Source organism: Microbacterium sp. Se63.02b (assembly GCF_014171575.1).
GTDB lineage: Bacteria > Actinomycetota > Actinomycetes > Actinomycetales > Microbacteriaceae > Microbacterium.
In genome coordinates, this window is sequence record NZ_CP050453.1 from 1,741,220 (window position 1) to 1,768,207 (window position 26,988).

17 protein-coding genes and 7 pseudogenes are annotated in these 26,988 nt (G+C 68.8%); 16 read left to right on the forward strand and 8 right to left on the reverse strand.

What is annotated here, in order from left to right; translation table 11 throughout:
- Positions 1-88 precede the first annotated feature (88 nt).
- Positions 89-610 (forward strand): hypothetical protein, encoded by a 522-nt coding sequence (locus tag G4G29_RS21800; protein WP_244632541.1) that lies wholly within the window; start codon positions 89-91, stop codon positions 608-610.
- Positions 611-626: 16 nt separating this feature from the next.
- Here G4G29_RS21800 and G4G29_RS08545 read toward each other — a convergent pair whose 3' ends face one another.
- The 3 genes and pseudogenes from G4G29_RS08545 to G4G29_RS08555 form a co-directional block, all read right to left on the reverse strand.
- Positions 627-977: a GntR family transcriptional regulator gene (locus G4G29_RS08545; protein ID WP_183152489.1), complete on the reverse strand. Its 351-nt coding sequence runs from the start codon at positions 975-977 to the stop codon at positions 627-629.
- On the reverse strand, positions 974-1,618 hold the full coding sequence (locus G4G29_RS08550; protein WP_210274252.1) for a hypothetical protein: 645 nt from the start codon (positions 1,616-1,618) through the stop codon (positions 974-976). The genes G4G29_RS08545 and G4G29_RS08550 overlap by 4 nt, the downstream gene beginning before the upstream one ends.
- A 340-nt stretch (positions 1,619-1,958) precedes the next feature.
- A pseudogene (locus tag G4G29_RS08555) lies at positions 1,959-3,371 on the reverse strand (RNB domain-containing ribonuclease).
- A 79-nt stretch (positions 3,372-3,450) separates the two neighbouring features.
- Here G4G29_RS08555 and G4G29_RS08560 point away from each other — a divergent pair.
- Both G4G29_RS08560 and G4G29_RS08565 read left to right on the forward strand, forming a co-directional pair.
- A pseudogene (locus G4G29_RS08560) lies at positions 3,451-4,220 on the forward strand (isocitrate lyase/phosphoenolpyruvate mutase family protein).
- A gap of 40 nt (positions 4,221-4,260) precedes the next feature.
- A complete protein-coding gene (locus tag G4G29_RS08565; protein WP_183152491.1) occupies positions 4,261-6,024 on the forward strand; it encodes a proline--tRNA ligase in 1,764 nt (587 codons plus the stop codon).
- Between the two features lie 17 nt (positions 6,025-6,041).
- Here the strand turns inward: G4G29_RS08565 and G4G29_RS08570 are convergent, their stop codons facing one another.
- From G4G29_RS08570 to G4G29_RS08580, 3 genes are all read right to left on the reverse strand, one after another.
- Complete coding sequence (locus G4G29_RS08570; protein ID WP_183152492.1) at positions 6,042-6,545, reverse strand: pyridoxamine 5'-phosphate oxidase family protein; 504 nt, start codon at positions 6,543-6,545, stop codon at positions 6,042-6,044.
- A gap of 104 nt (positions 6,546-6,649) precedes the next feature.
- A complete protein-coding gene (locus G4G29_RS08575; protein WP_183152493.1) occupies positions 6,650-7,249 on the reverse strand; it encodes a TetR family transcriptional regulator in 600 nt (199 codons plus the stop codon).
- A 21-nt stretch (positions 7,250-7,270) separates the two neighbouring features.
- On the reverse strand, positions 7,271-8,731 hold the full coding sequence (locus G4G29_RS08580; protein WP_183152494.1) for an APC family permease: 1,461 nt from the start codon (positions 8,729-8,731) through the stop codon (positions 7,271-7,273).
- Positions 8,732-8,885: 154 nt separating this feature from the next.
- Between G4G29_RS08580 and G4G29_RS08585 the strand changes: the two are divergent.
- Together G4G29_RS08585 and G4G29_RS08590 are read left to right on the forward strand one after the other, a co-directional pair.
- Positions 8,886-10,084: pseudogene (locus G4G29_RS08585) on the forward strand (P1 family peptidase).
- Between the two features lie 12 nt (positions 10,085-10,096).
- Positions 10,097-11,136: pseudogene (locus G4G29_RS08590) on the forward strand (TIGR00730 family Rossman fold protein).
- Here the strand turns inward: G4G29_RS08590 and G4G29_RS08595 are convergent.
- On the reverse strand, positions 11,105-12,460 hold the full coding sequence (locus G4G29_RS08595; protein ID WP_183152495.1) for an FAD-dependent oxidoreductase: 1,356 nt from the start codon (positions 12,458-12,460) through the stop codon (positions 11,105-11,107). The pseudogene G4G29_RS08590 and the gene G4G29_RS08595 overlap by 32 nt on opposite strands.
- Positions 12,461-12,589: 129 nt before the next feature.
- On the opposite strand from G4G29_RS08595, the gene nusA reads away from it, so the two are divergent.
- The 5 genes and pseudogenes from nusA (at position 12,590) to G4G29_RS08620 (ending at position 18,889) form a co-directional block, all read left to right on the forward strand.
- Complete coding sequence (gene nusA, locus G4G29_RS08600) at positions 12,590-13,573, forward strand: transcription termination factor NusA (protein WP_183152496.1); 984 nt, start codon at positions 12,590-12,592, stop codon at positions 13,571-13,573.
- A 62-nt stretch (positions 13,574-13,635) separates the two neighbouring features.
- A complete protein-coding gene (locus G4G29_RS08605; protein WP_183152497.1) occupies positions 13,636-13,890 on the forward strand; it encodes a YlxR family protein in 255 nt (84 codons plus the stop codon).
- Positions 13,891-13,984: 94 nt separating this feature from the next.
- A pseudogene (infB, locus tag G4G29_RS08610) lies at positions 13,985-16,751 on the forward strand (translation initiation factor IF-2).
- 92 nt (positions 16,752-16,843) lie between these two features.
- The gene (rbfA, locus tag G4G29_RS08615) at positions 16,844-17,269 is read left to right on the forward strand and encodes a 30S ribosome-binding factor RbfA (RefSeq protein WP_021199404.1); all 426 of its coding nucleotides are present in this window, start codon (positions 16,844-16,846) and stop codon (positions 17,267-17,269) included.
- Positions 17,270-17,431: 162 nt separating this feature from the next.
- Entirely contained in the window at positions 17,432-18,889 is a 1,458-nt protein-coding gene (locus tag G4G29_RS08620; RefSeq protein ID WP_183152498.1) for a hypothetical protein, read from the forward strand.
- A 650-nt stretch (positions 18,890-19,539) separates the two neighbouring features.
- On the opposite strand, the pseudogene G4G29_RS08630 reads toward G4G29_RS08620, so the two are convergent.
- Positions 19,540-20,409: pseudogene (locus G4G29_RS08630) on the reverse strand (A/G-specific adenine glycosylase); the annotation flags it as partial.
- A gap of 89 nt (positions 20,410-20,498) precedes the next feature.
- On the opposite strand from G4G29_RS08630, the gene truB reads away from it, so the two are divergent.
- The 6 genes and pseudogenes from truB to G4G29_RS08660 all read left to right on the forward strand — a co-directional run bounded on the left by truB (position 20,499) and on the right by G4G29_RS08660 (position 26,794).
- The gene (gene truB / locus G4G29_RS08635) at positions 20,499-21,392 is read left to right on the forward strand and encodes a tRNA pseudouridine(55) synthase TruB (protein ID WP_183152500.1); all 894 of its coding nucleotides are present in this window, start codon (positions 20,499-20,501) and stop codon (positions 21,390-21,392) included.
- On the forward strand, positions 21,389-21,757 hold the full coding sequence (locus tag G4G29_RS08640; RefSeq protein ID WP_183152501.1) for a hypothetical protein: 369 nt from the start codon (positions 21,389-21,391) through the stop codon (positions 21,755-21,757). Before truB ends, G4G29_RS08640 begins: the two co-directional genes overlap by 4 nt.
- 57 nt (positions 21,758-21,814) lie before the next feature.
- Positions 21,815-22,252, forward strand: a complete 438-nt coding sequence (locus G4G29_RS08645; protein ID WP_244632542.1) for a hypothetical protein — start codon at positions 21,815-21,817, stop codon at positions 22,250-22,252.
- Complete coding sequence (locus G4G29_RS08650) at positions 22,249-23,199, forward strand: bifunctional riboflavin kinase/FAD synthetase (RefSeq protein WP_183152502.1); 951 nt, start codon at positions 22,249-22,251, stop codon at positions 23,197-23,199. The genes G4G29_RS08645 and G4G29_RS08650 overlap by 4 nt, the downstream gene beginning before the upstream one ends.
- 217 nt (positions 23,200-23,416) lie before the next feature.
- Positions 23,417-25,562 (forward strand): annotated as a pseudogene (locus G4G29_RS08655) (DEAD/DEAH box helicase).
- Between the two features lie 203 nt (positions 25,563-25,765).
- Positions 25,766-26,794 carry a 6-phosphofructokinase gene (locus G4G29_RS08660; protein ID WP_183152503.1) on the forward strand — a complete coding sequence of 343 codons (1,029 nt, stop codon included), beginning with the start codon at positions 25,766-25,768 and terminating at the stop codon, positions 26,792-26,794.
- Positions 26,795-26,988 lie beyond the last annotated feature (194 nt).

Genomic DNA, 26,988 nt, shown 5'->3' on the forward strand with positions numbered 1-26,988 from the left:
GGTCAAGCGCGGCGCCGAAGGCTGGACCTGGCTGGTCGGACACCGGATCGAGGGGGAACCGCCGGCCGCGCTCGTCGAGGGAGCGCCCGTGAGCATGTCGGTCGATGTCGCGCATCGCGATGGTCTCAGCCGCGGCCATACCGCCTGCCACCTCGCCTCCCTCGCCCTCGATCTGGCCCTCGCAGATCTGTGGCGCAAGGATCCCGGACAGGACGCGATCGGGAACCCCGACTTCGAAGGTCGTGCGAATCAGTCCAGCCGCATCCGCGAAGACGGCGCGGTCGATGAGTATCGCCTCGGCAAGAGCCTCCGTCGCGCGGGTTTCGACACCGAGACCTTCGCCGCCACCCTGGCCGAACGTGAGGAGCGGATCAACGCGCAGCTCGCCGCATGGATCGCGACGGGTGCCTCCAGCCGGATCGAGACGGAGGGTCCGACGATCGTGGACAGGCGACGCTGGCACTGCGAGCTCCCCGAGGCAGAAGCGGTGATCCTGTGCGGTGGCACCCACGTGACGTCGCTCGCCGATTTCTCCTCGATCTCGGTGTCGCTCGATCTGAGCGACCCGCAGCTGCTCGTGATGACGACGACGGCCTCGGCCGCGGTCTGATCGCCGGCCCCGACCGTCACCAGATGGCGCGGAGCACGCGCTGCGCATCCGCCAGCGTGAGTCCTTCCGCCTTCGCGGCGGCGGACAGGGCGCGGGCCACGTCGGCGATGCCTCCGGCGACGGGCTGCACGGTGTCGCTCACCCTCGTGCCGGAGCCGATCCGCGACGTCACGAGACCGTCATCCTCGAGGATGCGATACGCCTTGGCGACGGTCCCCGGTGCGATGCCGAGGTCCGATGCGAGTTGGCGGACCGAGGGAAGCCGATCCCCGGCCAGCAGGTGTCCGGTCGTGATCAGGCCGCGGAGCTGCCCGTGCACCTGTTCCGCCGGGGACTCACCGCTGTCCCGGGTGATCGTGATGATCATGAGGTGTGCACCGGGACCTGCCGTCGTGTGCGGATCGCGACGCCGGTGAGTGCCGCGAGCATCCACAGCGCCAGCCCGGCGACCGTCGCGGCGGTTCCCGCGATGAAGAGCACCGGTTGCATGGCGGCGAAAGGGGTGCCGAGGGAGATCATGCCTAGTTCGTTCCCCGACACCGACAGCATGATCGAGGCGGTGCCGCGGAGGGAGTTGAACACGACGGCGAGGTGGAGGAGGACGGCTCCGGACGCCAGGCGCGTGATGTTGTCTGCGCGGGTGCGGCGGATGGCCGTGTCGTGGGCGACGTCTTCGCCCCATGCCGGTCGCGGGAGCCGGATCCATGCCACGGCGGTGACGACGAGGACGGTGACGAGCAGGGCCAGGGACGGAAGGGAGTGGTACCAGCCGTAGATACCCGACGACGCGGAGGTGCCAGACGTGCCGAGGGTGATCGTGAACCGGGTGTGGTGACCGAGCTCGTCGGTCTCGGATGCGGCGCCGGCGGCCAGGGTGAGCGCGAGCGCGATGGCGGCGAGCGATCCCAGCAGGATCGGCTGGCGCGGACGGACGAACGTCCCGATCGTGCGGGGCGCGAGCCGGGCGGATGTGCTCGTCCGTGCGGGTCGCGCCGCGAACGAGAGCACGACGACGCCGAAGATCCCGAGGACCAGGGGGAGCGCGGCCAGGAAGCCGAGGTCGGTCCAGAGCGGGGACCCCCGCCGAAAGCTGTCGCGCGAGGAGCCAGCACCACCAGGATGGGGAGAGCTCCCGCGATCACGGCGGCGACGGCGTCCAGCCCCATCATCCGCGGCGTGTGTCGGAGAAGCGTCCATCGGAGGGCGAGGGCGATGCCCAGGGCGAGAAGGATCGGCCCCCAGAGAAGGAGCATGAACAGGGCCAAGGTCGCCTCCATAGTGTGTCACCGTATCGACACATTATGTATCAATGAGGTGACACACTTCAAGGCGAACCCGGACGGCCGCCTCAGAGGGCGAGCTCGACGTCCCCCTTGGCGATGTCGGTGCTCACCACGCGGAGGCGCACGAGGTCACCGGGCTTGGCGTCATCAGGCACCGGGGCGGTGGCGGTGACCGGCGGTACGGCGATCTGGACCTCGGCGCGCTCGCCCCGCAGCTCGATCACGGTCGCCTCGATGATCGTCCCGACGAGCGGGGTGAGGACCGCGGCCTCGACGCAGGCGACCGTGGCGGTGTTCAGTCGTGACGCACGTTGCCCGGACTCCTGCATGAGTGCCGGGAGGTCGGCGAGGAGTCGCGCGCCCACTCCGGCACCGGATCGCCGTTCGACACCGCGAGGCAGATGGCGAGGGTCCATCGATCGACCAGGCGGCGCAGAGGTGCGGTCGCATGCGCGTACGGGGCTGCGATGGCCGCCTGCAGCGCATCCGTCGGCGTCTCGCCGTCGAACACCGGTAGCCGGCACCGCGGAAGAGCGATGCGGCGGCCTCGAGGACGGGAAGGGTGAGCGGGTCGCTGCGGTCGAGGTCGCGAAGATATTCGCCGTACGTGCCCCTCGTCCAGGGGCGCCCCAGAGCCGTGGTCTGCAGTCGGAACGTGTCGAACGCCGCGTCGTCCGGCTCGGGCATGGTGCGGAGGATGCCGACCCCGGCCTCGAGCATCAGCGACGCCGCGGCCATCCCGGTCATGAGCGAGAGCTGGGCGTTCCACTCCTCGACCGGGAGGGGACTGCGACGTTCGATCGCGTAGGTGCCCTCCTCGGTGCGCACGACCTCCTCGTCGGGCAGATTGAGGCTCGCACCTCCGCGCAGCCGCTCCTGTTCGAGTCGGAGGGCGCCGATCACGGGCAGGAGAGCCGCGGGGCCGTCCGCGCCCCGATCGAGGGACTCCTGTGTGGTCGCGTAGTCGAGCTGTTCCCGTGAGCGGATGAGCGCGCGTTCGAGGCGGAAGTCCGTGACGGCGCCCGCGGAGTCGAGCGCCAGCGTCCAGACCAGCGCCGGGCGGTCGACGCCGGGCAGCAGCGAGGCGCGGTCCTCGCTCAACACGGGGGATGCAGCGGAATCCGGCCGTCCGCGGCATACAGCGTCTGTCCCCGGCGCCGGGCTTCCGCATCGACGGCGCCGCCGGGCCGGACGAATCCGGGGACGTCGGCGATCGCATAGCGGACCGAGTATCCGGAGCCGTCGCGCGCGAGATGGAAGGCCTGGTCGAGGTCGCGCGAACCCGCGGGGTCCAGGGTCGCGAAAGGAAGGTGGGTGAGATCGAGTTCGGGAGTCGTCGGCGATGTCGCTTCGGCCTCGGCGAGCACGTCTTCGGGGAACGACGACGGGGCGTCCAGCGACTCCCGCAGAGAGGCGAGCGCGGATGCGAGTTCGGTCTGTGCGGCGGACGGGGCGACATGCGATCGGCGCTGGGGCATGGCTCCACACTATGGCGAGGAGCCGGCTGAGGAGCAGGGAACCGGCCCCCGCCCGGCCAGACCGCGTTAGCGTGGAGCCATGACCACTGCTGCGAAGGCCCAGACCCTTGTCGGACTCTATGACGCTCCGGAGATCCTCCGCGTCGTGAACGTGTGGGACGTCGTCTCGGCACGCGCGGTCGCCGCCCTCCCGGAGACGAAGGCCCTCGCCACCGCCGGCCACGGCATCGCCGCGTCGTTCGGCTACGACGACGGCGCGACCCCTCGCGAGGTCATGATCGACATGGTCGGGCGCATCGCCGCGGCAGTCGAGGTCCCCGTCTCCGCCGACCTCGACGACGGCTACGGGGACGCGGGGAGACCACCCGGCTCGCGATCGGCGCCGGCGTGGTCGGCGCCAACGTCGAGGACCGCCTCAAGCCGCTCGACGAATCCGTCGCCGTGGTCGACGCGATCGTCAAGGCGGCGGAGGCCGAGGGCGTGCCTTTCGCCCTCAATGCGCGCACCGACGCGTTCGTCCGAGCAGGGCACCGACCGGTGCAGGAGAGCATCGCCGACGCCATCCAGCGCGGACGCGCGTTCCTCGACGCCGGAGCGACCGCCGTCTTCGTGCCGGGCATCCTCGACATGAACGTCACCCGCCAACTCGTCGAGGGCATCGGGGAGCGCAAGGTCAGCGTGATCGGTCTTCCCGGAGCTCTCGCTGCGTCCGAGTACGAGAAGCTCGGCGTCACGCGCATCTCCTACGGCCCTCTTCCCCAGCGGGTCGCCCTGACCGCGCTGCAGGAGTTCGCGGCCGACCTGTACGCGGGCGGCGTCGTCCCGGCGAACCTGCCGGCCCTCAACTGACCGCGAAAGAAGAGTGACCACGGCTCACTAGACTTGCTGCGTGGTCACTCGTCTTTCGAACTTCTTCCTCCGCACGCTCCGCGAAGACCCTGCAGGCGCAGAGGTCGCCAGCCACCGGCTGCTGATCCGGGCCGGCTACATCCGCCCACAGGCCGCCGGCATCTTCGCGTGGCTGCTGCCATTGGGCCTGCGCGTGAAGGCGAAGATCGAGGCGGTCGTCCGCGAGGAGATGGCCGCAGCCGGTGCGCAGGAGGTGCACTTCCCCGCGCTCATGCCGCGCGAGGCGTACGAGGCGACCGGGCGCTGGGAGGAGTACGGCGACCTGCTCTTCCGTCTGCAGGACCGCAAGGGCGGCGACTACCTGCTCGCCCCCACCCACGAAGAAGCATTCACGCTCCTGGTGAAAGACCTCTACTCGTCGTACAAGGATCTGCCGCTCACGATCTTCCAGATCCAGGACAAGTACCGCGACGAGGCCCGCCCGCGCGCCGGGCTGCTCCGCGGCCGGGAGTTCACGATGAAGGACGCGTACTCCTTCGACGCGTCCGACGAGGGGCTCGACGTCAGCTACCAGGCGCAGCGCGACGCGTATGAGCGCATCTTCCAGCGTCTCGGCCTCGAGTACGTCATCGTCCAGGCGGATGCCGGCGCGATGGGAGGGTCGCGGAGCGAGGAGTTCCTGCACCCGACCCCGGTCGGCGAAGACACCTTCGTACGCAGCGCCGGAGGCTATGCCGCGAACGTCGAGGCCTTCACGACCGCTGTTCCAGAGGCGATCGCATACGACCCCGACGCGACCCCTGTGATCTTCGACTCGCCCGACACCCCGACCATCGAGACCCTGGTCGCCCACAGCAACCGTGTGCTGGACGGCGAGTACACGGCGGCCGACACGCTCAAGAACGTCGTTCTGGCGCTCACCCACCTCGATGGGACGCGCGAACTCGTCGTCGTGGGCATTCCCGGCGACCGCGAGGTCGATGAGAAGCGCGCAGAGGTGGCGTTCGCGCCCGCCGAGGTCGAGACCGCCACCGCGGACGACTTCGAGAACAACCCGCTGCTCGTGAAGGGCTACATCGGACCCTGGTCGCCCACAGGCGCCGTGCTGGGCGAGGAGTCGGCCACCGGTATCCGCTACCTGGTCGACCCGCGTGTGAGCGAGGGGACGAGCTGGATCACGGGTGCGAACATCGACCAGAAGCACGCGCACTCCGTCGTCGCCGGGCGCGACTTCGCCGCCGACGGGATCGTGGAGATCGCGAACGTCCGCGCGGGCGATCCCGCCCCCGACGGCTCGGGTCCCGTCGAACTCGCCCGCGGTATGGAGATCGGACACGTCTTCCAGCTCGGCCGCAAGTACGCCGAGGCGCTCGGGCTGAAGGTCCTGAACGAGAACGGCAAGCTCGTCACGGTCACGATGGGCTCCTACGGCATCGGCGTCACGCGCATCCTGGCGATCATCGCCGAGCTGAACAACGACGACAAGGGCCTCATCTGGCCGGCGTCCGTCGCGCCGTTCGATGTGCAGGTCGTCGCGGCTGGCCGTGATCAGGTCGCGTTCGACGTGGCGGAGCACCTCTCCGCGCAGCTCGAGGCCACGGGAATCGACGTGCTGTACGACGATCGCCCGAAGGTCTCGCCCGGCGTGAAGTTCGGCGACGCGGAACTGGTCGGCGTGCCGAAGATCGTGATCGTCGGGCGCGGTGCGGCCGATGGGCAGGTCGAACTGTGGGACCGCGTCAGCGGAGATCGCGACGCGGTCTCGGTCGACGAGGTCGTCGCGCGCCTCACCGCCGCGGTCTGAACCTCACGGCCGCGTCGTCAGCAGACGATGTGGCCGTGGTTCATGATGTCGTCGTCCGGGGTGTCGCGGGTGACGAGGGATCTGAGCGCTCCGGCGGCCATGGCGATCCTGCCCTTCGACGGTTCCCAGAACTCCGTCACGGTCGGCGTCACCTTGAGCAGTGCGATGCCCGGTGTGTCGAGGCCGTCGGCGAACCAGATGTCGAGCGACGGAGTGTAGAGCTCCTCCATCTTCGCCCTGTCGTGCACGACTTCGGCGGTGCCGGCGACCGACACGTAGCGCATCCCCTTGCTGTCGCAGTAGGACAGGCCCACGTCATGGTGGCGTCGAGCCTCCTCGACCTTCTCGGTGTCTTCCGCGGTGAAGAACCAGATGTCGCCGGCGTCGTCCATCTGCCGGGTCGACATCGGTCGACTGACGAGGTGGCCGTCGTCGTCGATCGTGGTGAGCATCGTGAAGTCGATGTCCTCCACGAGCTCGGCGACGCGGGCGAGGGCTTCGGGTCCTGTGATCTCCGTCATGATGCAACTGTGCCGCGAGAGGTGCGGGCACGGCACGGGCGTTGACAGCGGCCCGGGAACATGATCGGCGCACGGCGCCGTCCTGGACGATCGCTCGGGGCGGCTCAGGGCTCGAGCGGGCAGTCCAGCGCCGTGCTGGCGTAGGACAGGATGTTGGCGCGGTACGTCTCGGCCCCCAGTTCGAGGCCGATCAGGGGGTAGAGATCGTAGGCGTCCTCGAGCGCCACGATGTTCCGCGCGATGACGCCGATGTCGGCGCGGGGTCGGAAGGCGGCGAGGGCGGTGCCGATCTCGATGGTCGATCGGTAGAGGGCGACCTGACGCTCGACGATCGAACGGTGCAGGGGGCGGTACTGGGGTTGCTCGCGCAGAAGCGGGATGCTCTCGTATGCCATGCGCAGGTGGTCGCTGATCTCGTCCGGGACTCCGGCCACGATGAGCGCCACGAGTCGCTTCGCGGGGTCCGGCTCCCGTTCGGCCAGGGAGCGTCGGCGGTCGTACATCTCCTCGAGCACACCCTCGACGGTCGCGTACATCAGTTCGTCGAAGCTCGAGAAGTAGTACAGCACGCTTCCCGCGCTGACCGATGCCTCGGCCGCGACCGCTCGTACGTTCGTTCCGAGGATGCCGCTGCGCCCGGCGACGCGTCGGGTCGCGGAGATCAGCTCTGCTCGCCTGGTCGCATGCTTGCGCTGCTCGGCCACGTATCCTCCTCGTGCCTGGCGCTACTCGTCGTCGGGAACGAGCGTGGTGAGTTCAGCATAGTGCTGGGGTCGACGCTTCTTCAGGACGAGGCCGACGATGATGCCGGCGAGGAACAGGACGGGCGTGGGGGCGAGGAGGGCGAGGTTGATCGGACCCGTGAGGCCGGTGACGAGGTCGAAGTTCATGGCGATCAGGGCGAACCCGACCATCAGTCCGATCGCTCCGAGTGCGGGGGCGACCAGGACCCGCCAGATGCTGTGCCCGCGTCGTCCTCTGAGGAAGAACCCGACGACGGCGATCGCGGCCACCGCCTGCGCGAAGACGAGGCCGGCGACACCGATCGAGTACACCGGGAGCGCGAAGCCGAGGAACGGGTCCGCTCCGCTGACGATCGTCAGCACGATGGCCGCGAGCGACACGACGGAGATCACGAGGCTGGCATGGTGCGGCGCCTGCGAGGTCGGCTGCGTCTGAGCGAGCCAGCCGGGCAGCAGGCGTTCTCGGCCCAGCGAGAAGAGGTACCGCGAGCTGGCGTTATGGAACGCCAGGAGGCAGGCGAAGAAGCTCGTGACGATGAGCACGCGCATGGTCACCGAGGCCCACTCGCCGAGGTATGCGTCGCCGGCATGGAACACCATGTCCTGGAAGTCGTCCTGCATCGCCAGCTTCAGCACGCCCTCCACTCCGAAGGCGACGGTCAGCACCCAGAAGGTGAATGCGTAGAAGATGCCGAGGAAGGCGATCGAGATGTAGGTCGCCATCGGCACTGTGCGCGCAGGATCCTTCGCCTCCTCGGTGTAGATCGCGGTGCTCTCGAAGCCGAGATAGGCGCCGAAGCCGAACACGAAGAGCGCACCGCTCCCGGCCGCGAAGAACACGTTCTCGGGGGCGAACGAGGCGAAGGAGACGGGTTCCGGCCCGCCCTTGGCGAGGACGGCGACGGCGAGGATGAGCAGGATGGCGACCTCTGCCGTGAGCAGGACGCCCAGGACCTTCGCTCCGACGTCGATCTTGTGGTAGCCGAGGACCCCGACGACGACGAGTGCCAGCAGGGCGTACACCGTCCACGGGAGATCGATGCCGAACAGCGCGGAGAATGTCATCTCGCCGAAGAAGCCGACGAACCCGTAGAAGCAGATGCACAGCGCCGTGTAGGAGAAGATCGTGACGAAGACGATGCCGATGCCGATCGGCTTCCCGAGACCTCGAGCCCCGTAGACGTAGAACGCGCCGGTGTTCCGCACGTACCGCGACATCGCCGTGAAGCCGACGGCGAAGAGCATCAGCACGACACCGCTCGCGAGCATCGCGCCCGGACCTCCGATCCCGGCGAGGCGGAAGTCGGTGGCCGCTGCGCTCGCGACGACCGTGAGGGGCGCTGCCGCCGAGACGACGAAGAAGACGATCGCCCAGACGCCGAGACGTCGCTGCGCGAGCGTGGTCGTGGTCGTTCGGACGGCGGGAGGATTCGACTGAGACATCTGCGGCTCCGGAATCTGCGTGGTCGGGTGGCGCGGCACGGGGTCGGATGACCGCCTGAACATGGAGTCAAAAGGTTGTCTCTTCTTAAGTCAAGTAAAAACGTGAATTGTGACCTAGTATCTGAACAACTGTTCAAGTGAGATCGGAATGCGGATGGGTGCATCGCTGTCGTCGGAATCGTCGAGCGAATCGGTGAGGGGGCGAGATCTCGGGATCCCGTTCGAGGGGCGCACCGGCCCCGGAGGAGCGATCACCGACGTCCCGGGCGTCGCGGTGGGCTACCGGACTCTGATCGAGGGCGAAGGGCGCGGGGCTGCGCGCACCGGAGTGACGGCGATTCTTCCTCGTGGGCGGGGCGGCGTCGGTGTGCCGTGCGCGGCCGCCGTCCACTCCTTCAACGGAAACGGCGAGCTCACCGGTCGCTCCTGGATCGATGAATCCGGATCCCTCGCGATGCCGATCGGCATCACGAGCTCGCATGCGGTCGGGGCGGTGCACGCAGGCATCGAGGCCTGGGTGGCCGAGATCGCGCCGGACGTCGCCGCGCAGTGGATGCTCCCCGTGGTCGGGGAGACCTGGGACGGCTACCTCAACGACATCAACGGCGGACACGTCACGCCCCGGGATGCATGGGCTGCGCTCGAATCCGCCTCCTCCGATGCTCCGGCTGAGGGCAACGTCGGCGGCGGTACCGGCATGAACTGCTACGGCTTCAAGGGCGGCACGGGGACCTCGTCCAGGGTCGTGTCGTACGGCGACGAGGAGTACACGGTCGGCGTGCTCATCCAGGCGAACTTCGGATCGCGCGAGGAGTTGCACCTCGCGGGCATGAGCCTCGGAGCGTGCTCGACCGTCCCGAATCCGATGGGGGAGGACGACTGGTTCGCTCGGGACCGAGGACAGCGCGCGCCGGGTGGCGCCGGTTCGGCGATCGTGATCATCGCCACGGACGCCCCGTTCCTTCCCGGGCAGTGCGCCGCGCTGGCCCGTCGCGGGCGCTCGGTCTCGGACGCAGCGGAACGGCGGGAAGCCACTTCTCGGGCGACATCGTGCTGGCCTTCTCCACCGCGAACGAGGGCGCGCTGACCTCCGCCTTCCCCGACGGGACCGACGCGGAGTACGAGACCATGCGCCTGATTCCCTGGGGGCGGATCGATCCGTTCCTCACGGCCGCCGTCCAGGCCGTGGACGAGGCTGTGTGGAACGCTCTCGTCGCGGCACGGGACATGACGGGGCGAGACGGCCACAGGAGTCCCGCGCTCCCGCACGACGAGATCCGTGCGGCGGTCGCCCGGACGCGAGTCGCTCGTCCCGACGGTGTGGCACAGGGTCGCGGTCGCCCCGGATCATGACACCCTGGTGTCATGATCGACGAACCTCTTCCCGAAGCCCTCAGCTCTGAGATCAACGCCGTCCTGGACGATGCGGGAGTGCACACCGACAGACGGCTGGTCATGCGCATGCTGCGCACGGCGATCCTGTTGGGCGAGGATGGTGCCGATCGCCTCGACCTGAAGATCGCCTCGGCGGCCCTGGCCGAGATGCGCGACGCGTTCCGGCTGTTCGCGCCTTTCAGGGGAGTCCCGAAAGTGACGGTCTTCGGGTCGGCTCGCACCAGGCAGGACGACCCCTTGTACCTCACTGCCCGCGATGTCGCCACAGCACTGGCCGGCGACGGATGGATGGTCGTCACGGGTGCAGGACCCGGGATCATGCAGGCGGCCTCCGAGGGAGCCGGGCCCGCGCTTTCGCTCGGCGTGTCGATCCGGCTGCCGTTCGAGGAGAAGCCGAACGGCTTCGTCACGGGTCAGGATCACGTCGTCGCGATGAAGTACTTCTTCACCCGCAAACTGATGCTCATCAAGGAGTCCCTCGGGTTCATCTGCCTTCCGGGCGGGTTCGGCACGCTCGACGAGATGTTCGAACTGCTCACGCTGCAACAGACGGGCAAGGCGGAGCCGACGCCGATCGTTCTGCTGGACCAACCGGGCGGCACGTTCTGGCAGGGGCTTCGCAGCTTCATCGACGACCACCTCGCGCCCACCGGCGTGATCTCGGAGGGCGACTTCGATCGCGTCGTGATCACCGATTCGGTCGAGGCCGCCCGTGCCGAGATCACCGGGTTCTGGCACAACTACGACTCGCTGCGGTGGGTCGGCGACGCGCTGGTGCTGCGGCTGAAGGCCGAGCCGACGGACGCCGAGATCGAGGAGCTCAACGAGCAGTTCGCCTCGATGCTCTCGTCGGGGCGGATAGAACGGACGGCCCCGCGGCAGCCGGAGGTCGCGGACGACGACAACCTCGACCTCCCCGGCTGATCCTGCACCTGGATCAGCGGCAGGTGGGGAATCTGTTCCGGCTGATCGGAGCCGTCAACGCGCTTCCGTCCGCTCCCGCGCGGTGATCCGATCGGCGAAGTCCGCGAGGTCGATGGCACGGCCGAGGATGCGCTCAGCGGCCCGGTGACCGGAGGCGAAGGCGGCACCGACCGTGGCCGGCTCATCGCCCCAGGTGGCCTCACCGGCGAAGTGCAGGACGCCGTCGACGGGGCCGGCCAGGGCGTCGTGGTCGTGATGCGACGAACCCGTGGCCAGATAGGAGTACGAGCCGTTCGAGAACCGGTCATCGCCCCAGCGGGTGACCCAGTGTGCGAGCGGCTCGCCGACGGCACGTCCGTAGAGGAGGCGCAGGGCGCCGAGCGCGTCGGCGACGATCTCCGCATCGGCGTGCTGCTGCATCCGGCGACCGAACGGGCCGGCGGCGAAGGTGAGCAGCGTCGGGACGCCGCTGACGGCGGAGACGTCATACCAGGAGTGCCAGTGCTCGCCGGCTTCGCCCAGCGCGCGGACCACATACGCCTCGTCGTTCCAGAAGCGTTCGGGGAACTGGACGAACACCTTGTTGAACACACCCATCGCGAGCCGCGAGATGGGGCCGGAGACCGCATCGGGGAGCGCCGGTTCGAACGCGATCGCGCCTGCCTTGAGGATGCCGAGCGGCACGGTCACGATCGCCTGATCCGCGTGGTATTCGGTCCCGTTCGCGTGGACGACGACCCCGTCGGAGGAACGACTCACCCGCGTCACGGCGTGCTCGAGACGCACGTCGAGGCCGGCGCCGATCCGTCTCGGCAGCTCGTCGTATCCGCGGGGGAAGATCACCTCGTCGCCCTCGATCGCGTCCTCGTCGAGACCGTGCGCGTCGAGGTCGCCGATCCACGCGCCGCACTGCTCCTCGACCCGGTGGCGGAAGAACTCTCGGATCTCGTCGATGCGCTCGGGAGGCAGGCCCGACCGGTCGAGGGCGCGCTCGGTGACATCCAGGTAGGTGTCGCCGGGGGAGGAGGAGCTGATCTCCTCCAGGAGGAGGCGGTCGGCCATGTCGACGTCTTCGATCCACTCGGCGGTGGCCGCGGAGCCCATGCGCCGACCGTCCCCGTCGAAGTACTCCATCGGGCGTCCGCCGACCTGGAAGCTGCCGACCGTGTACTCGATCGTGGGAACGCCGAGTGCCTGGACGAGGTCCCACAGAGGAGAGTCCTCGATCCCGTGGATCCACGAGGCGCCGAGGTCGACCGGGTACCCGGCGCTGCGGTCGGTGTGCATTCGTCCGCCGATGCGGTCGCGACCCTCGAGGACGACGACCTTCTGCCCCGCGTCGACGAGCATCCGGGCGCTCGTGAGCCCCGACATCCCTGCGCCGATCACGATGGTGTCGAATGTGCTCACGTGCTCCTCCTCGAACGATCCCGCTTCCCACACCGCCGCGGCCGCGCCGGAGTCGGTCGGCACAGGGTATCGTGGTACGGATGTCGCGCGTGCGAACAGGCGCGACGAGAGCTGAATAGAGAGGCCGTCATGGACATCGAACTGAGTCTTCTGCGAGGGATCGAGAAGGAGAAGGCGATCCCCTTCGATGAGCTCGTCGCGATCATCGAGCAGGCGATCCTGACCGCGTACTCCAAGCACGTCTCCGAAGACGGCGCGACTCCCGAAGGCGTCCGCGTCGACCTGGACCGCAAGACCGGGCACGTCGCCGTGCTCCAGGTCGTCCGGGATGAGGAGGGCGCCGTGATCGGCGAGGAGGACGCCACTCCCGACGACTTCGGTCGCATCGCCGCCTTCGCCGCGAAGCAGGTCATCAGCCAACGTCTGCGTGACATCGCCGACGATGTGGTGCTCGGCGACTTCAAGGACAAAGAGGGCGACATCGTCGCCGGAGTCATCCAGCAGGGCCCCAACCCGCGCATGATCCACGTCGATCTCGGCGCGGTCGAGGCGATCCTGCCGCCGGAGGAGCAGGTGCCGGGCGAGGAGTACACCCACGGCTCGCGTCTCCGCGTCTATGTGACGAGCGTCGCCAAGGGGCTCAAGGGCCCGCAGATCACGGTCTCGCGCACCCACCCCGGACTCGTCCGCAAGCTCTTCGCCCTCGAGGTGCCCGAGATCGCGGCCGGTCTGGTCGAGATCGTCGCCCTGGCCCGAGAGGCCGGGCACCGCACGAAGATCGCGGTGAAGGCGAACGACCCGTCGATCAATGCGAAGGGCGCCTGCATCGGTGAGCTCGGCCGTCGCGTCAGGGCCGTCACCGAGGAGCTCGCGGGGGAGAAGATCGACATCGTCGACTACGACCAGGACCTCCCGGTGTTCGTCGCCCATGCTCTGTCTCCTGCGAAGGTCACGAGCTCGTTCGTGCTCGACGCCTCCACCAAGGCCGTCCGTGCGCTCGTCCCCGACTACCAGCTGTCGCTCGCGATCGGCAAGGAGGGTCAGAACGCGCGTCTGGCTGCCAAGCTCACGGGTGCCAAGATCGACATCCAGCCGGACAGCATCCTCGACTGAAAGACTCCGGCCTTCCGGATCGCGCGTTGCGCGGACGGGTCGGGGTGAAACGCAGGTGTAAGATGGAACCCGTACGAACGTGCGTCGGTTGTCGCACGCGTGCTCCCCGCTCCACTCTGCTCAGGGTGGTGTCCCAGAACGACATTCTCATCGTCGATGAGCGTGCAGTCCTGCCGGGGCGCGGCGCGTGGGTGCATCCGACACAGGAATGCATGGAGGCCGCTCTGCGGCGACGGGCATTCGGACGAGCACTGCGTGTGACCACTCAGCTGGACACACGGAACTTCGAACAGCACCCACCAAGAAACAAAGGCTGAACAGCTATGGAAACAAAGTGAACGGCTCGAAATGAGACCCGTCCGCGACTAGTGGTCTGCCCTGTCTGGGTAGACCGACTCAGACAGGAGAATTGTGGCTGGTAAACCACGCGTACACGAGATCGCCGCCGAACTCGGCGTCGACAGCAAGATCGCACTTGCGAAGCTCAAGGAACTCGGCGAATTCGTCAAGAGTCCCTCTTCGACCATCGAACCGCCGGTTGCGCGCAAGCTGCGCGCGGCGATCGAGGCCGATCCCTCGCTGAAGGGCACCGCCGACGCTGCTCCCGCGGCCAAGCCGTCCGCGGCGAAGCCTGCTGCGAAGCCGGGCGCCTCTCCGGCACCCACCCGGGCCCCAAGCCCGGTCCGAAGCCCGCCCCGGAGGCTCCTGCCCCCGCGGCTCCGGCACCTGCCGCAGCGGCTCCCGCCCCGGCGGCTCCCGCTCCCGCTCCCGCGCCCGCGGCCTCCGAAGCGTCGAAGTCCGACGCATCGAAGCCCGCTGACGGCGCGCCGACGCCTGGCGCTCCGCGCCCCGGCAACAACCCGTTCTCGTCCGCGCAGGGCATGGGCCAGCGCCCGGCCGGTCCGCGTCCGGGCAACAACCCGTTCGCCTCCGCGCAGGGCATGGGCCAGCGCCCGACGCCGGGAAACATCCCGCGTCCGCAGGCCCCGCGCCCCGGTGCACCCGCCCGGGCGCTCCGCGACCCGGTTCGCCTCGTCCCGGTGCCCCTCGTGGCGGCCAGGGCGGTCGTCCCGGCGCTCCGTTCCAGCAGCGCCCAGGCGGCCCCGGCCGTCCCGGCGGTGCCGGTGGACCCGGCGGCGCCGGCGGTCCCGGAGCCCGTCCTGGTGGCGGCGGCGGTTTCGCCGGTCGTCCCGGTGGCGGTGGCGGTCGTGGCCGTGGTCCCGGCGGTGGTACCGCAGGTGCCTTCGGCAAGGGCGGCGGCAAGAGCAAGCAGCGCAAGTCGCGGCGGGCGAAGCGGCAAGAGTTCGAGATGCGGAGTGCTCCGGTCGTCGGTGGCGTCAACGTCACCCGCGGCAACGGAGAGATCATCCGCATGCGTCGCGGCGCATCGATCGCGGACTTCGCCGACAAGATCGAGACGCTGACCGGTTACACGGTCCAGCCCGGAACCCTCGTGACGATCCTCTTCAACCTCGGCGAGATGGCCACGGCCACCGAGTCGCTGGACGAGGCGACGTTCGAGGTGCTGGGCGAGGAGCTCGGCTACAAGATCCAGATGGTCTCGCCCGAGGACGAGGACAAGGAGCTCCTCGAGGGCTTCGGTCTCGACCTCGAGGCCGAGCTGGAGGCGGAGAGCGAGGACGACCTCGAGATCCGTCCCCCGGTCGTCACCGTCATGGGTCACGTCGACCACGGTAAGACGCGACTGCTCGACGCGATCCGTCAGACCAACGTCATCGAGGGTGAGGCCGGTGGCATCACCCAGCACATCGGTGCGTACCAGGTCTGGACCGAGCACGAGGGCATCGAGCGCGCCATCACCTTCATCGACACCCCGGGTCACGAGGCGTTCACCGCCATGCGTGCCCGTGGTGCGCAGGTCACCGACCTCGCGATCCTCGTGGTCGCAGCCGACGACGGCATCATGCCGCAGACGGTCGAGGCGCTGAACCACGCGCAGGCGGCGAACGTGCCGATCGTGGTCGCGGTGAACAAGGTCGACAAGCCCGACGCCAACCCCTCGAAGGTGCGTCAGCAGCTGACCGAGTACGGTCTGGTGGCCGAGGAGTTCGGTGGCGACGTCATGTTCGTCGACGTGTCCGCCCGTGCCAACACCGGTATCCAGGAGCTCCTGGACGCCGTGCTGCTCACGGCTGACGCCGGTCTCGACCTGACCGCCAACCCGAACAAGGCCGCTCGCGGTGTCGCCATCGAGGCGAAGCTCGACAAGGGTCGCGGTTCGGTCGCCACGGTGCTCATCCAGTCCGGAACGCTTCGGATCGGTGATGCGATCGTCGCGGGCACGGCCTACGGCCGAGTGCGTGCGATGGCGGACGAGAACGGCGAGCAGGTCCTCGAGGCCTACCCGTCGCGTCCGGTCCAGGTGCAGGGTCTGAACTCCGTGCCGCGCGCCGGCGACGTCTTCATCGTCACCGAGGAAGACCGCATGGCCCGTCAGATCGCTGAGAAGCGTGAAGCGGTCGAGCGCAACGCCCAGCTGGCCAAGGCCCGCAAGCGCATCTCGCTCGAGGACTTCACCCGTGCTCTCGAAGAGGGCAAGGTCGAGTCGCTCAACCTCATCATCAAGGGTGACGTCTCCGGTGCCGTCGAGGCGCTCGAGGAGTCGCTCCTCAAGATCGAGGTCGACGACTCGGTGCAGCTGCGCATCATCCACCGCGGTGTCGGTGCGATCACCGAGTCCGACGTGAACCTGGCGACGATCGACAACGCGATCATCGTGGGCTTCAACGTCCGCCCCGACACGAAGGCGCGCGAGCGCGCCGCTCGTGAAGGTGTCGACATCCGCTTCTACTCCGTCATCTACAACGCGATCGACGAGATCGAGAGCTCGCTCAAGGGCATGCTCAAGCCGGAGTACGAAGAGGTCCAGTCGGGTGTCGCCGAGATCCGCGAGGTGTTCCGCTCCTCGAAGTTCGGCAACATCGCCGGTGTCATCGTGCGGTCGGGAACGATCACGCGAAACGCCAAGGCTCGTGTCATCCGCGACGGCGTCGTGCTCGCCGATGGTCTCGCCATCGAGTCGCTGCGTCGCTTCAAGGATGACGTCACCGAGGTTCGTACGGACTACGAGGCCGGTATCGGTCTCGGCAAGTACAACGACATCCAGATCGGTGACGAGATCGAGACCACCGAGATGGTCGAGAAGCCTCGCGGCTGATCAATTCGAAACACCTTCGGGCGTCCTTCGGTCCCGCTCCTCGGAGCGCGGGACGAAGGACGCCCTGAGGGTTCCTGGACAGGGAGAGAACAATGGCAGGCGAACGACAGGCGCGTCTCGCGGATCGGATCCGCGTGATCCTCGCCGAACGGCTGGAGAAGGGGCTGCGTGACCCGCGCCTCGGCTTCGTCACGATCACCGACGTCCGCGTGAGCGGTGACCTCCAGCACGCATCCGTGTTCTACACCGTGCTGGGCACGGAGGAGGAGCGGATCTCCAGCGGCGCCGCTCTCACATCGGCGACCGGAATGCTGCGCAGCGAGGTCGGACGGCAGCTGAGCACGAGGCTCGTGCCGACACTCGAGTTCATCCCGGACGCGCTTCCGGAGAATGCGGACCACATCGGTGCGCTGCTCCGTGAGGCTCAGCAACGCGATGCCGATGTCGCGAAGCTCGCATCGTCGGCCTCCCATGCGGGGGACGCCGATCCGTACCGCACCGACGACGACGCGGAGTAGGCGCGGTTTGATACGCTCGGCCTCGCGGGTCAGGTACCCGCGAGGCTCAAGGGGATCGGTATAGAGGGAACCAGCACGACGGGGACCTCTTTCGTCGCGCCCGCCGTCGTCGGACTGCTGCTCGACGATCTGCACGACCGGGGCCTCGGATGCGCACCGCACGTGCTCGGGCGTCTGACCGTCGATCTCGGCTCGGATGTCGAGACGATCAGACAGGTCGTCGAACGACTGTCGGCGGATCAGCGCCACGGGCTGCGTCCGCTGCCGGGTCCGCTCCCGTCCGTGCCCGCCATCGCGAGCGCGTTCGAGGGACTGGAACTCGACAGCCGGGATCGTGAGCTGCTGCTCGGCGTCGCCGTCGCACTCGACGACAGCCTCGCTCCGTTGCTGGATCTCGACGGACGTTCGCCCCTCGAGATCACCTCCGGCCCGATCGGCGAGCATCTCCTCGTGCACGCCGGGCATGTCAGATTCGTCGATCCGCGGCTGTCGGTCTGGATCAGGGCGACGTCGTCCGCCGCGACCGCGACCCGGGTGCATGAGCGGCTCAGCGCGATCCTCCGCCGGCGGGGCGACCACGTCGGTGCGGATTGGCATCACGCGCGTGGATCTCTCGAACGCGACCCCGCGACGGCGCCTCAGCTCATCAGGATCGCCCGCCGTCTCATCGGAGCGGGGCTCCCGGAGCGTGCGTTCCTGCTCGCTCGAGAGGCCGCGGCGCACGCGGTCGAAGGCCACCGCGATGAGGCCGTTCTCGTCGCGGGTTCCTCGGCGGTGGCGGCCGGGTACGCGGCAGAAGGCGCCGCATGGCTGGCGCGCCTCTTCCCCGGAGGTACGGCGAGCTGTCGGCGGAGAGGGCTCGGCGGCCTGTTCGTGGCGCACGCGCTCATGACGGGAACGGTGCCCGACGTCGACCCTCGCGCTCTTCGTCCGCTCGGGGATGTCGACGACTGGGGGCAGTGGACGAGAGCCGCGGCCCTCGCGGCGCTGATGTGCGCGGAGAGGCAGGATCGCCGCGGAATGCGCGTCTGGCTCGACGAGGTCAGGCAGGGCGCCGCCCGCATCGGCGTCGAACGCGACCTCGGAGACCAGGTCGTGGCGCTGAGCTGGCTGATCGCCGGGGAGCGCGACGTCGACGGGCCGAGGGGTTCGCGCTCGGTGAGCGGCGCGATACTCGATGCGTTGCGCGCCGCGATGGGCGGTGACCTCGACCGGGGCTGCGCCTGCTGGCGCGAGATGATCCCGCGATTCTCTCGGTCGACGATCCGCTCGTCCCCGAGCACGAGCGCACCCCGCTGGTGCAGGCGTACCGTGTCGTGGTCGAGGTGCTTCTGCTCGCGTGGCGCGGTGATATCGGTGCGGCGCGGGACAGGCTGTTCGAGGCCGCGCTCGTCCTTCCCGTCGCGATGCCCTTCGCAGGGTTGGGGGTGGTGCTCGCCCGCCGCCTCGATCTCATCGTCCTCGGCGAACTCGGCCCCCTACCCCGCGCGCTCACCGACGCGCTGCCACCGGGCGTGCGGATCGACCTTCTCATCGATCGAGGGCTCCGGGAGTACCTCGCCGGCTCGTTCGATGACGCGGTGGCGAGCGTCCGCCTCTGGGCCGATCTCGGAGGAGTGAGGCCCGCGATGACGGTCCCGGGTCTCGAAGAACTCGCGGTGGGTGCGGGGATCCGTGAGGACACGGTCGTCACGATGGCGCCGCCCGACATCGTCCGCGCCCAGAGCCTGCGCGCTCGGCTGGCTCGCGCAGGAGAAGGGCGGTGGCGGTCGGAGTGCGACGAGGTCCGTGAGGCCGCACGGACGCTCAGCTCGCCGTTCGCGCGTGCGCGGGTGGAGGGCATGCTCGGGACCCAGTTCGCTATCCGGGACGATCACGTGTCGGCGCGGATCCATCTTCTTCACGCGGAGCGGCTGTTCGAGCTCTCGGGAGCGACGGCATGGGCGCGGGCGATCCGTCGACGCCTCGACAGACTGGACCGGCGAGAGGGCAGCACGGCTCCGGCGATCGATGCGCTCTCGGCCTGCCGTGCCGCGTGGTCGTCACAGCTCACGGCGCGTGAGCTCGAGGTCGCGATGCACGCGATCCGCGGGGCGGCGAACCGTGACATCGCGGAGGCTTTGAGGGTGTCGGTCCGTACCGTCGAGGTGCACCTCGGCCGCGTGTTCACCAAGCTGGAGGTGCGCAGCCGGGTCGAACTCACCGTGTTGGCTCACCGAGCAGAGCAGCACCTCTGACGCGTCGTCAGCGGGGAGGAAGAGCGTGGCCCCGTCGGCCTCCGCGAGCCCGTCGGCGATCAGCGAGTCGATCGCGCGATCACGCTGCCGCTGGTCGGGCCAATCGGGCAGGACGGACGGCAACGGAGCCCCTTCCGGCGCGACGTCTCTGAGCAGTCGGAGGACGGCGCCGCGGGCCTGGCGGTCCGACCCTTCGTAGGTGGCCTGGCGCCGGCGTCCGTCTCCGGTGTCGGGACGCCCGGCCCCCAGCCAGGCGCACTCGTGCGCGAGCGGGCACACGTCGCACCGTGGCGCTCGGGAGGTGCACACCGTGGCGCCCAGCTCCATGGCCGCTGCGTTGAACTCTGCGGCCTCCTCGACCGTGTCGGGCAGCAGCGACGCCATCAGCTCGAGGTCTCTGCGGGAAGGAGGTGCGGGCTGGGCTCGACCCTCGATCGCCCTGGCGAGCACGCGACGCGTGTTGGTGTCGACGACGGGGTGGCGATCACCGTACGCGAACACGGCGACGGCCCTGGCCGTGTAGTCGCCGATACCCGACAGCGCGAGCAGCGACTCGATGTCACGGGGGACCGCACCGCTGTGTCGGGCGGTGATCTCGACGGCCGCTCGATGCAGCCACAGCGCTCGTCGGGGATAGCCCAGGTTCGCCCACTGCTGCACGACATCCGCCGTCGACGCCGCGGCCATGGTGGTCGGCGTAGGCCAGCGCTCGAGCCATGCCTCCAGGTGCGGGATGACCCTCGTCACCGGCGTCTGCTGCAGCATGAACTCGCTGACCAGCACACCCCAGGCCCCGAACTCCTCGTGGAACTGTGGCCGGCGCCACGGCAGATCACGAGCGGTCGCCCGGTACCACGTCGACAGGCGCGACGCGATGTCGGCAGGGGCCTGCGGTACGGGCATCCCTTCAGCCTATGCGAGCGCGGGCGGGATCCCTGGTCGGAGGCGTCGGTGCGCCGGGAGTGCGCGGGTGCCGTCGGTAGGCTGGGAGGATGGTCTCGCCCGGCATCCTCCTCGTCGACAAGCCCTCCGGGCTCACCAGCCACGACGTCGTCGCCCGCACGCGCCGTGCTTTCGGTACGCGCAAAGTCGGTCACGCTGGCACCCTCGACCCGATGGCGACCGGTCTGCTGGTGATCGGGATCGAGGGCGCGACCCGTCTGCTGACCTATGTCGTCGGCGCGGACAAGACCTACCTGGCGACGATCCGCCTCGGCGAGACCACCGCGACGGATGACGCCGAAGGGGAGACGATCGCGACCGCGGCGCCGGAGGCCTGGGATGCCGTCACGGATCCGGCTGTGCGGGCAGGCATCGCTGCGCTCACCGGGGCGATCTCACAGGTTCCCAGTGCCGTCTCCGCCATCAAGGTCGACGGACGTCGTGCGTACGACCGTGTGCGCGCGGGCGAAGAGGTCGTCCTCGCCGCACGCGACGTCGTCGTCTCCCGGTTCGAGCTGATCGAGGCGAGGCGAGGTGACGGCTCCCTCGACCTCGATGTGGTGGTCGACTGCTCTTCCGGAACCTACATCCGCTCACTCGCCCGTGATCTGGGAGCTGCTCTGGGCGTCGGCGGGCACCTGACCGCGCTGCGGCGCACCAGGGTCGGTCCTTTCGACGTGACCGACGCCGTCGCCCTCGAAGGCCTCGACGACGCCGACACGCTGACTCCGGCGGAGGCCGCAGGTCGCCTGCTGCCGGTGCTGGACATGTCGAGCGATGACGCGCGCGACCTGCGTCAGGGGAAGCGCCTCGCCGGGCAGGCGGGACGACTGACAGCTGCGCTCGCTGCGGCCGTCGATGAAGACGGGGTGCTCATCGGTATCGTCGAGAAGCGCGGCGCAGACCTGAAGAGCGCCATGAACATGCCGGAGGGCGAGCGATGATCCTGTGGTTCACTGTCGTGCAGATCGTGGTGGCCGTGGCTGCCGGGGTCTTCTGCCTCGTGGCGGGACTCATGGGTCGTCGACCGAGCGACTTCACCGTCGGAGCCCTCGCGCTCGTCGAGGTGCTGCTGATCGTCCAGGTGGTCGTGGCGATCGTCGCGCCCCTCGCGGGCAACCCGCCGACGGGTGACCTGCTCGAGTACTGGGTCTACCTCGTCTCGGCCGCGCTGCTTCCTGCGGGCGCGGTGCTGTGGGCCCTGATGGAGCGCAGCAGATGGAGCACCGTCATCCTCGGTGTCGCTGCCCTGGCCATCGCCATCATGCTGTGGCGCATGCAGGTCATCTGGGCGATCCAGGTGGCGTGACGTGCGGCGTCGGGGCGGAGTCCCGGTGTCCCGCGCGGCTCTAGGATGGAATGCGCTATGAGCACCACCGCCCCCACCACTCGGATGACCGGAATCGGTCGCGTCCTCGTGATCGTCTACGCCGTCATGGCGCTGGCCGCCACGGGGCGCAGCTTCGTGCAGATCGTCCGCCGGTTCGACGAGGCGCCCCTCGCGTATTCGCTGTCCGCACTCGCCGCCGTCGTCTACATCCTCGCCACTCTCGCACTCGTGCTCGCCCGTCGTCGCGGCTGGTACACGGTCGCCTGGGTCGCCATCGTCTTCGAACTCACGGGCGTCCTCGTGGTCGGGCTTCTGAGCATCCTGATGCCGGCGCTGTTCCAGCACGAGACCGTGTGGTCGCTGTTCGGGCGCGGGTATCTGTTCATCCCGTTGGTGCTCCCGGTATTCGGGATCTGGTGGTTGCGCACGCACCGCCCGGTCGACGCCGCGCGACCGCTCGAGGTCGGCGCATGATCGTCTTCCGGAGTCCCGAGGAGGTTCCTGCCGGCTTCGGACCGAGCGCGGTCGCGATCGGCAAGTTCGACGGCGTCCACGCGGGGCATCGGGCGGTCATCGCACGGCTGAACGAGGCGGCCGCAGCCACCGGCAGCCGGTCGGTCGCCGTCACTTTCGACCGCAACCCCCTCGCGATCCTGCGCCCGGACCGGTGCCCAGAGAACGTGGTCACCGTCGACCGCAAGCTCGAGCTGCTCGGCGAGCTGGGCATCGACGCGACGCTCCTGCTGACCTTCGACGAACAGCTCGCGGCGCGCAGTGCCCATGATTTCGTCGTCGACATCCTGGTGGGCGCACTCGAAGTCTCGACGGTGCTGGTCGGCGAGGACTTCCGCTTCGGGAACAAGGGGGCGGGCACCCCGGAACTCCTCCGCGAACTCGGGCCGCGCTACGGCTTCGCGGTCGAGGTCGTCGACGACGTGTATCTGCCCGGATCCGAGCGTCGTGTGTCGTCGAGCTGGATCCGTGAACTCCTGATGGAGGGCGATGTCGCCGCCGCCGCGAAGGTGCTCGGCCGCTACCCCGACGTCCGGGGCGAGGTCGTCCACGGTCTCAAACGTGGCCGCGAACTCGGTTTCCCGACCGCCAACCTCTCGACGATCGTCGATGCGTTCGTTCCGGCAGACGGCGTGTATGCGGGGTGGCTGGTGGATCACGACACCGGGATCCGGCATCCGTCCGCGATCTCCGTCGGCACGAATCCCACGTTCGACGATGTCCTGGTCCGCCAGGTCGAGGCGCATGTGCTGGGGGAGACCGGCCTCGATCTCTACGGTCATGACGTCACGGTCGAGTTCGTCGAGCGCCTTCGCGGCATGGTGGCCTTCGAAGGCATCGAGAAGCTGATGGACCAGATGGCAACCGACGTGACGGATGCCGCTCGGGCTCTCGGACTGCACACCTGATCGTCGCTCCGGTTCGACGTGTCGGCGTGGGTGATCCCCGTGGCTCGGCTGTGATGGCATAGAATAGGTCTCGGCTCCCGCCGATCCTCGCGCTTCTCGCGTGCCTCGTCGGGAAGAAGATCCACTGTTCGTACGGTCCTGGCTCACGCCACACGCGGACAACGAGAACGGCCCGCGACTTCCTGGGGAAGTCGGAGCCTTCACGCTCAGGAGGAGCATGCCGACCACGGCAACCGCCGCCACGCGGCGAAAGAAGACGTCCCGTCGCGACGACGAGGCACCCCTCATCCCGATCCTCGCGCGCAAGGTGCGCGAGATCGAGGCGAAGTCGCAGCGGGGGAAGCTGGGCCCGACGAATCGGGTGAAGTTCCAGGTGATCGCCTTCCTGGTGCGAGAGGAGCGCGCCAGGGTGAAGGCGGACGCCGAGATCGGCGACCCCGCGCGCGCCGAGCTGCTGAAGCGGCTCGACGGCGTGGCGACGATCCTCGCCAAGACGGCCGCACGCGACACCTCGCTCATCCAGTTGCTGGAAGCCGACCAGGCGACGTCGCCGGTCGCCAAGCGTATGCGCCGTGACTGGCTGCTCGAGTCCGGCGCGGAGCTGGCCCCGGAGGAGCTGATCATCGCCGACGCCGCACCCGTGCAGATCTCGGTCGTGCCGGCGGCGATCGCCGAACGCCAGGTCACGCCGCCGTCCGTCGAGGCTCGTCAGCTGGCGAACCCGTTCCTCGCACCGGATCTGACACCCCCGCTCGACCGCGACTCCCCGTCGGCGTCTCGACGGCTGGGAGCTCATGGGCCCCCTGTACAAGGCTTTCGAGACCGGGGCCGGTGGCTCCGCCGCGTCGATGGAGCTCCCTCCGGCGCCAGAGTTCGATCACCTCTCGCCCAAGGGGCTCGAGATCATGGTGCACCAGTCCCGGTTCCTCGAGGCCGTGAAGGCCGGGCACCGCAGTTTCCTGCTGGCGGATGAGCCAGGGCTCGGCAAGACCGCGCAGTCGGTCCTCGCCGCATCCGTCGCCGGCGCCTACCCGCTGCTCGTCGTCGTGCCCAACGTCGTGAAGATGAACTGGGCGCGCGAGGTCGAGCGGTGGACACCGCAGCGTCGCGCCACGGTGATCCAGGGCGACGGCACCGACATCGACGCGTTCGCCGACGTGTTCATCGTGAACTACGAGATCCTCGACCGACACATGTCGTGGCTGGCCTCGATCGGTCTGCGCGGCATGGTCGTCGACGAGGCGCATTTCATCAAGAACCTGTCGTCGCAGCGGTCGCAGAACGTGCTGTCGCTGGCCACTCAGGTTCGTGAACGCACGCCCGGTCACGATCCGCTCATGCTCGCCCTCACCGGTACGCCGCTGATCAACGACGTCGAGGACTTCGACGCGATCTGGCGCTTCCTCGGCTGGACGACGGGCGAGAAGCCGGGTCCCGAGCTCATGGAGAAGCTCGACGCCACCGGCTTCACCCCGGCCGACAAGGCGTTCTACCCCGAGGCGCGAGATGCCGTCATCTCGATGGGCATCGTGCGACGCAAGAAGAAGGACGTCGCGGCCGACCTGCCCGACAAGCTGATCGCCGACCTGCCGGTGCAGCTCGACGACGAGTTCGGGCGCAGCATCCGTCAGGCCGAACGCGAGCTGGGTGAGCGGCTCGCCGCCCGCTACCGCCGCATCATCGAGGCGCGAGGCGACCGAGGGCTGGCGCCGGGCGAGATCGACGACGACATCGTGCGTCTCGTCGCGCAGAACGAGCTCGAGGAGTCGAAGGCGGCAGGCACAGGCGGAGACAACGTCTTCACCATGGTCCGCCGGATCGGTCAGGCCAAGGCGCAGCTCGCTGCGGACTACGCCGCTCAGCTGCAGCGCTCGGTCGGCAAGGTGGTCTTCTTCGCGAAGCACATCGACGTCATGGATCAGGCCGAGGCGCACTTCGCCGCCGCGGGGATCCGTGCGGTGTCGATCCGCGGAGACCAGACGTCCACCGCGCGTCAGCAGGCGATCGACGACTTCAACGGAGACCCCTCGGTCGGGATCGCGGTCTGTTCGCTCACCGCGGCCGGCGTGGGACTCAATCTGCAGGCGGCGTCGAACGTCGTGCTCGCCGAGCTGTCGTGGACGGCCGCCGAGCAGACGCAGGCGATCGACCGCGTGCACCGCATCGGTCAGGATGAGCCCGTCACCGCGTGGCGGATCATCGCCGCCCACACGATCGACACGAAGATCGCGGAGCTCATCGACCAGAAGCAGGGCCTTGCGGCGCGGGCACTCGACGGTGAGGCCGTCGAGGAGTCGGCCGGCGAGCCCGTGCAGCTCGCGGCACTCATGCACCTGCTGCGCCAGGCGCTCGGCGGAGCGTGATCGTCAAGAACTGCGGTTCTTAACGCACGATTCACGCGTCTCGCACGCCGCATCGGGAAGTTCGTCGATATCGGCGGAACCGCGTGTCAAGATCGGCGTTTTTCGTCGACCCCGAATAGCGCCCGAGCACACCGGGGCGCTAGTGTCGATCGAAGGCAGCGCGGCCTCTTTCCCCCATCTCCCGAACGTCTGAAGGCACCAGCATGAAGATCGGCATCCTGACGAGCGGCGGCGACTGCCCCGGCCTCAACGCGGTCATCCGCGGCATCGTGCTCAAGGGCACCACCACGTACGACCTGGAGTTCGTCGGCATCCGCGACGGATGGCGTGGCCTCGTCGACGGCGACTTCATGCCGCTCACGCGGCACGAGGTGAAGGGGCTCTCCAAGGTCGGAGGCACGATCCTCGGCACCAGCCGCACGAACCCCTACGAGGGCGAGCGCGGGGGAGCCGAGAACATCGCCAAGACCCTCTACGGACACAAGATCGACGGCATCATCGCGATCGGCGGGGAGGGCACCCTTGCCGCCGCCGACCGGCTCGCGAAGGACGGCATCAAGGTCATCGGCGTGCCGAAGACGATCGACAACGATCTCCAGGCCACCGACTACTCCTTCGGCTTCGACACCGCGGTGAACATCGCGACGGATGCCATGGACCGTCTGCGGACCACGGGCGACTCGCACCAGCGCTGCATGGTCGCGGAGGTCATGGGGCGCCACGTCGGATGGATCGCCCTGCACGCGGGCATGGCCGCAGGCGCGCACGTCATCTGCATCCCCGAGGTTCCGATGTCGATCGACGACATCACCGAGCTCGTGACCAGCGCCCACGACCGTGGCAGGGCACCGCTCGTCGTCGTCTCCGAGGGGTTCAAGCTCCTCGGCATGGACGAGGCATACAGCGACAAGGGGCTCGACGCCTTCAACCGTCCTCGCCTCGGCGGCATCGGAGACCAGCTCGCGCCCGAGATCGAGCGCATCACGGGCATAGAGACCCGCGCCACGATCCTCGGACACATCCAGCGCGGTGGATCCCCGTCGGCATTCGATCGGGTGCTGGCGACGCGGCTCGGCCTCCACGCCGCCGACGCGATCGTCGACGAGGCATGGGGACAGATGGTGGCGATGCAGGGTACGGACATCGTCCGTGTGCCCTTCGCCGATGCGCTGGGCGAACTCAACACGGTGCCCCGCTACCGCTACGACGAGGCGGCGGCACTCTTCGGCTGATCGCCTGAACTCGCTCGACAGCGCTGCGCTTGGGCGGATCAGGGTCGTCCCAGCATCCTGAGATCAGGCAATCGCGCCGAATCAGGCGACAGCTGACTGCATCGGCCTGATTCTGAGCTTCTGCCTGATCTTGAACTGTTCGCCGCACCGCGTGGTCCGAGAAACCGGCCGTCCGCAGAGCGGACGAGTGTGCG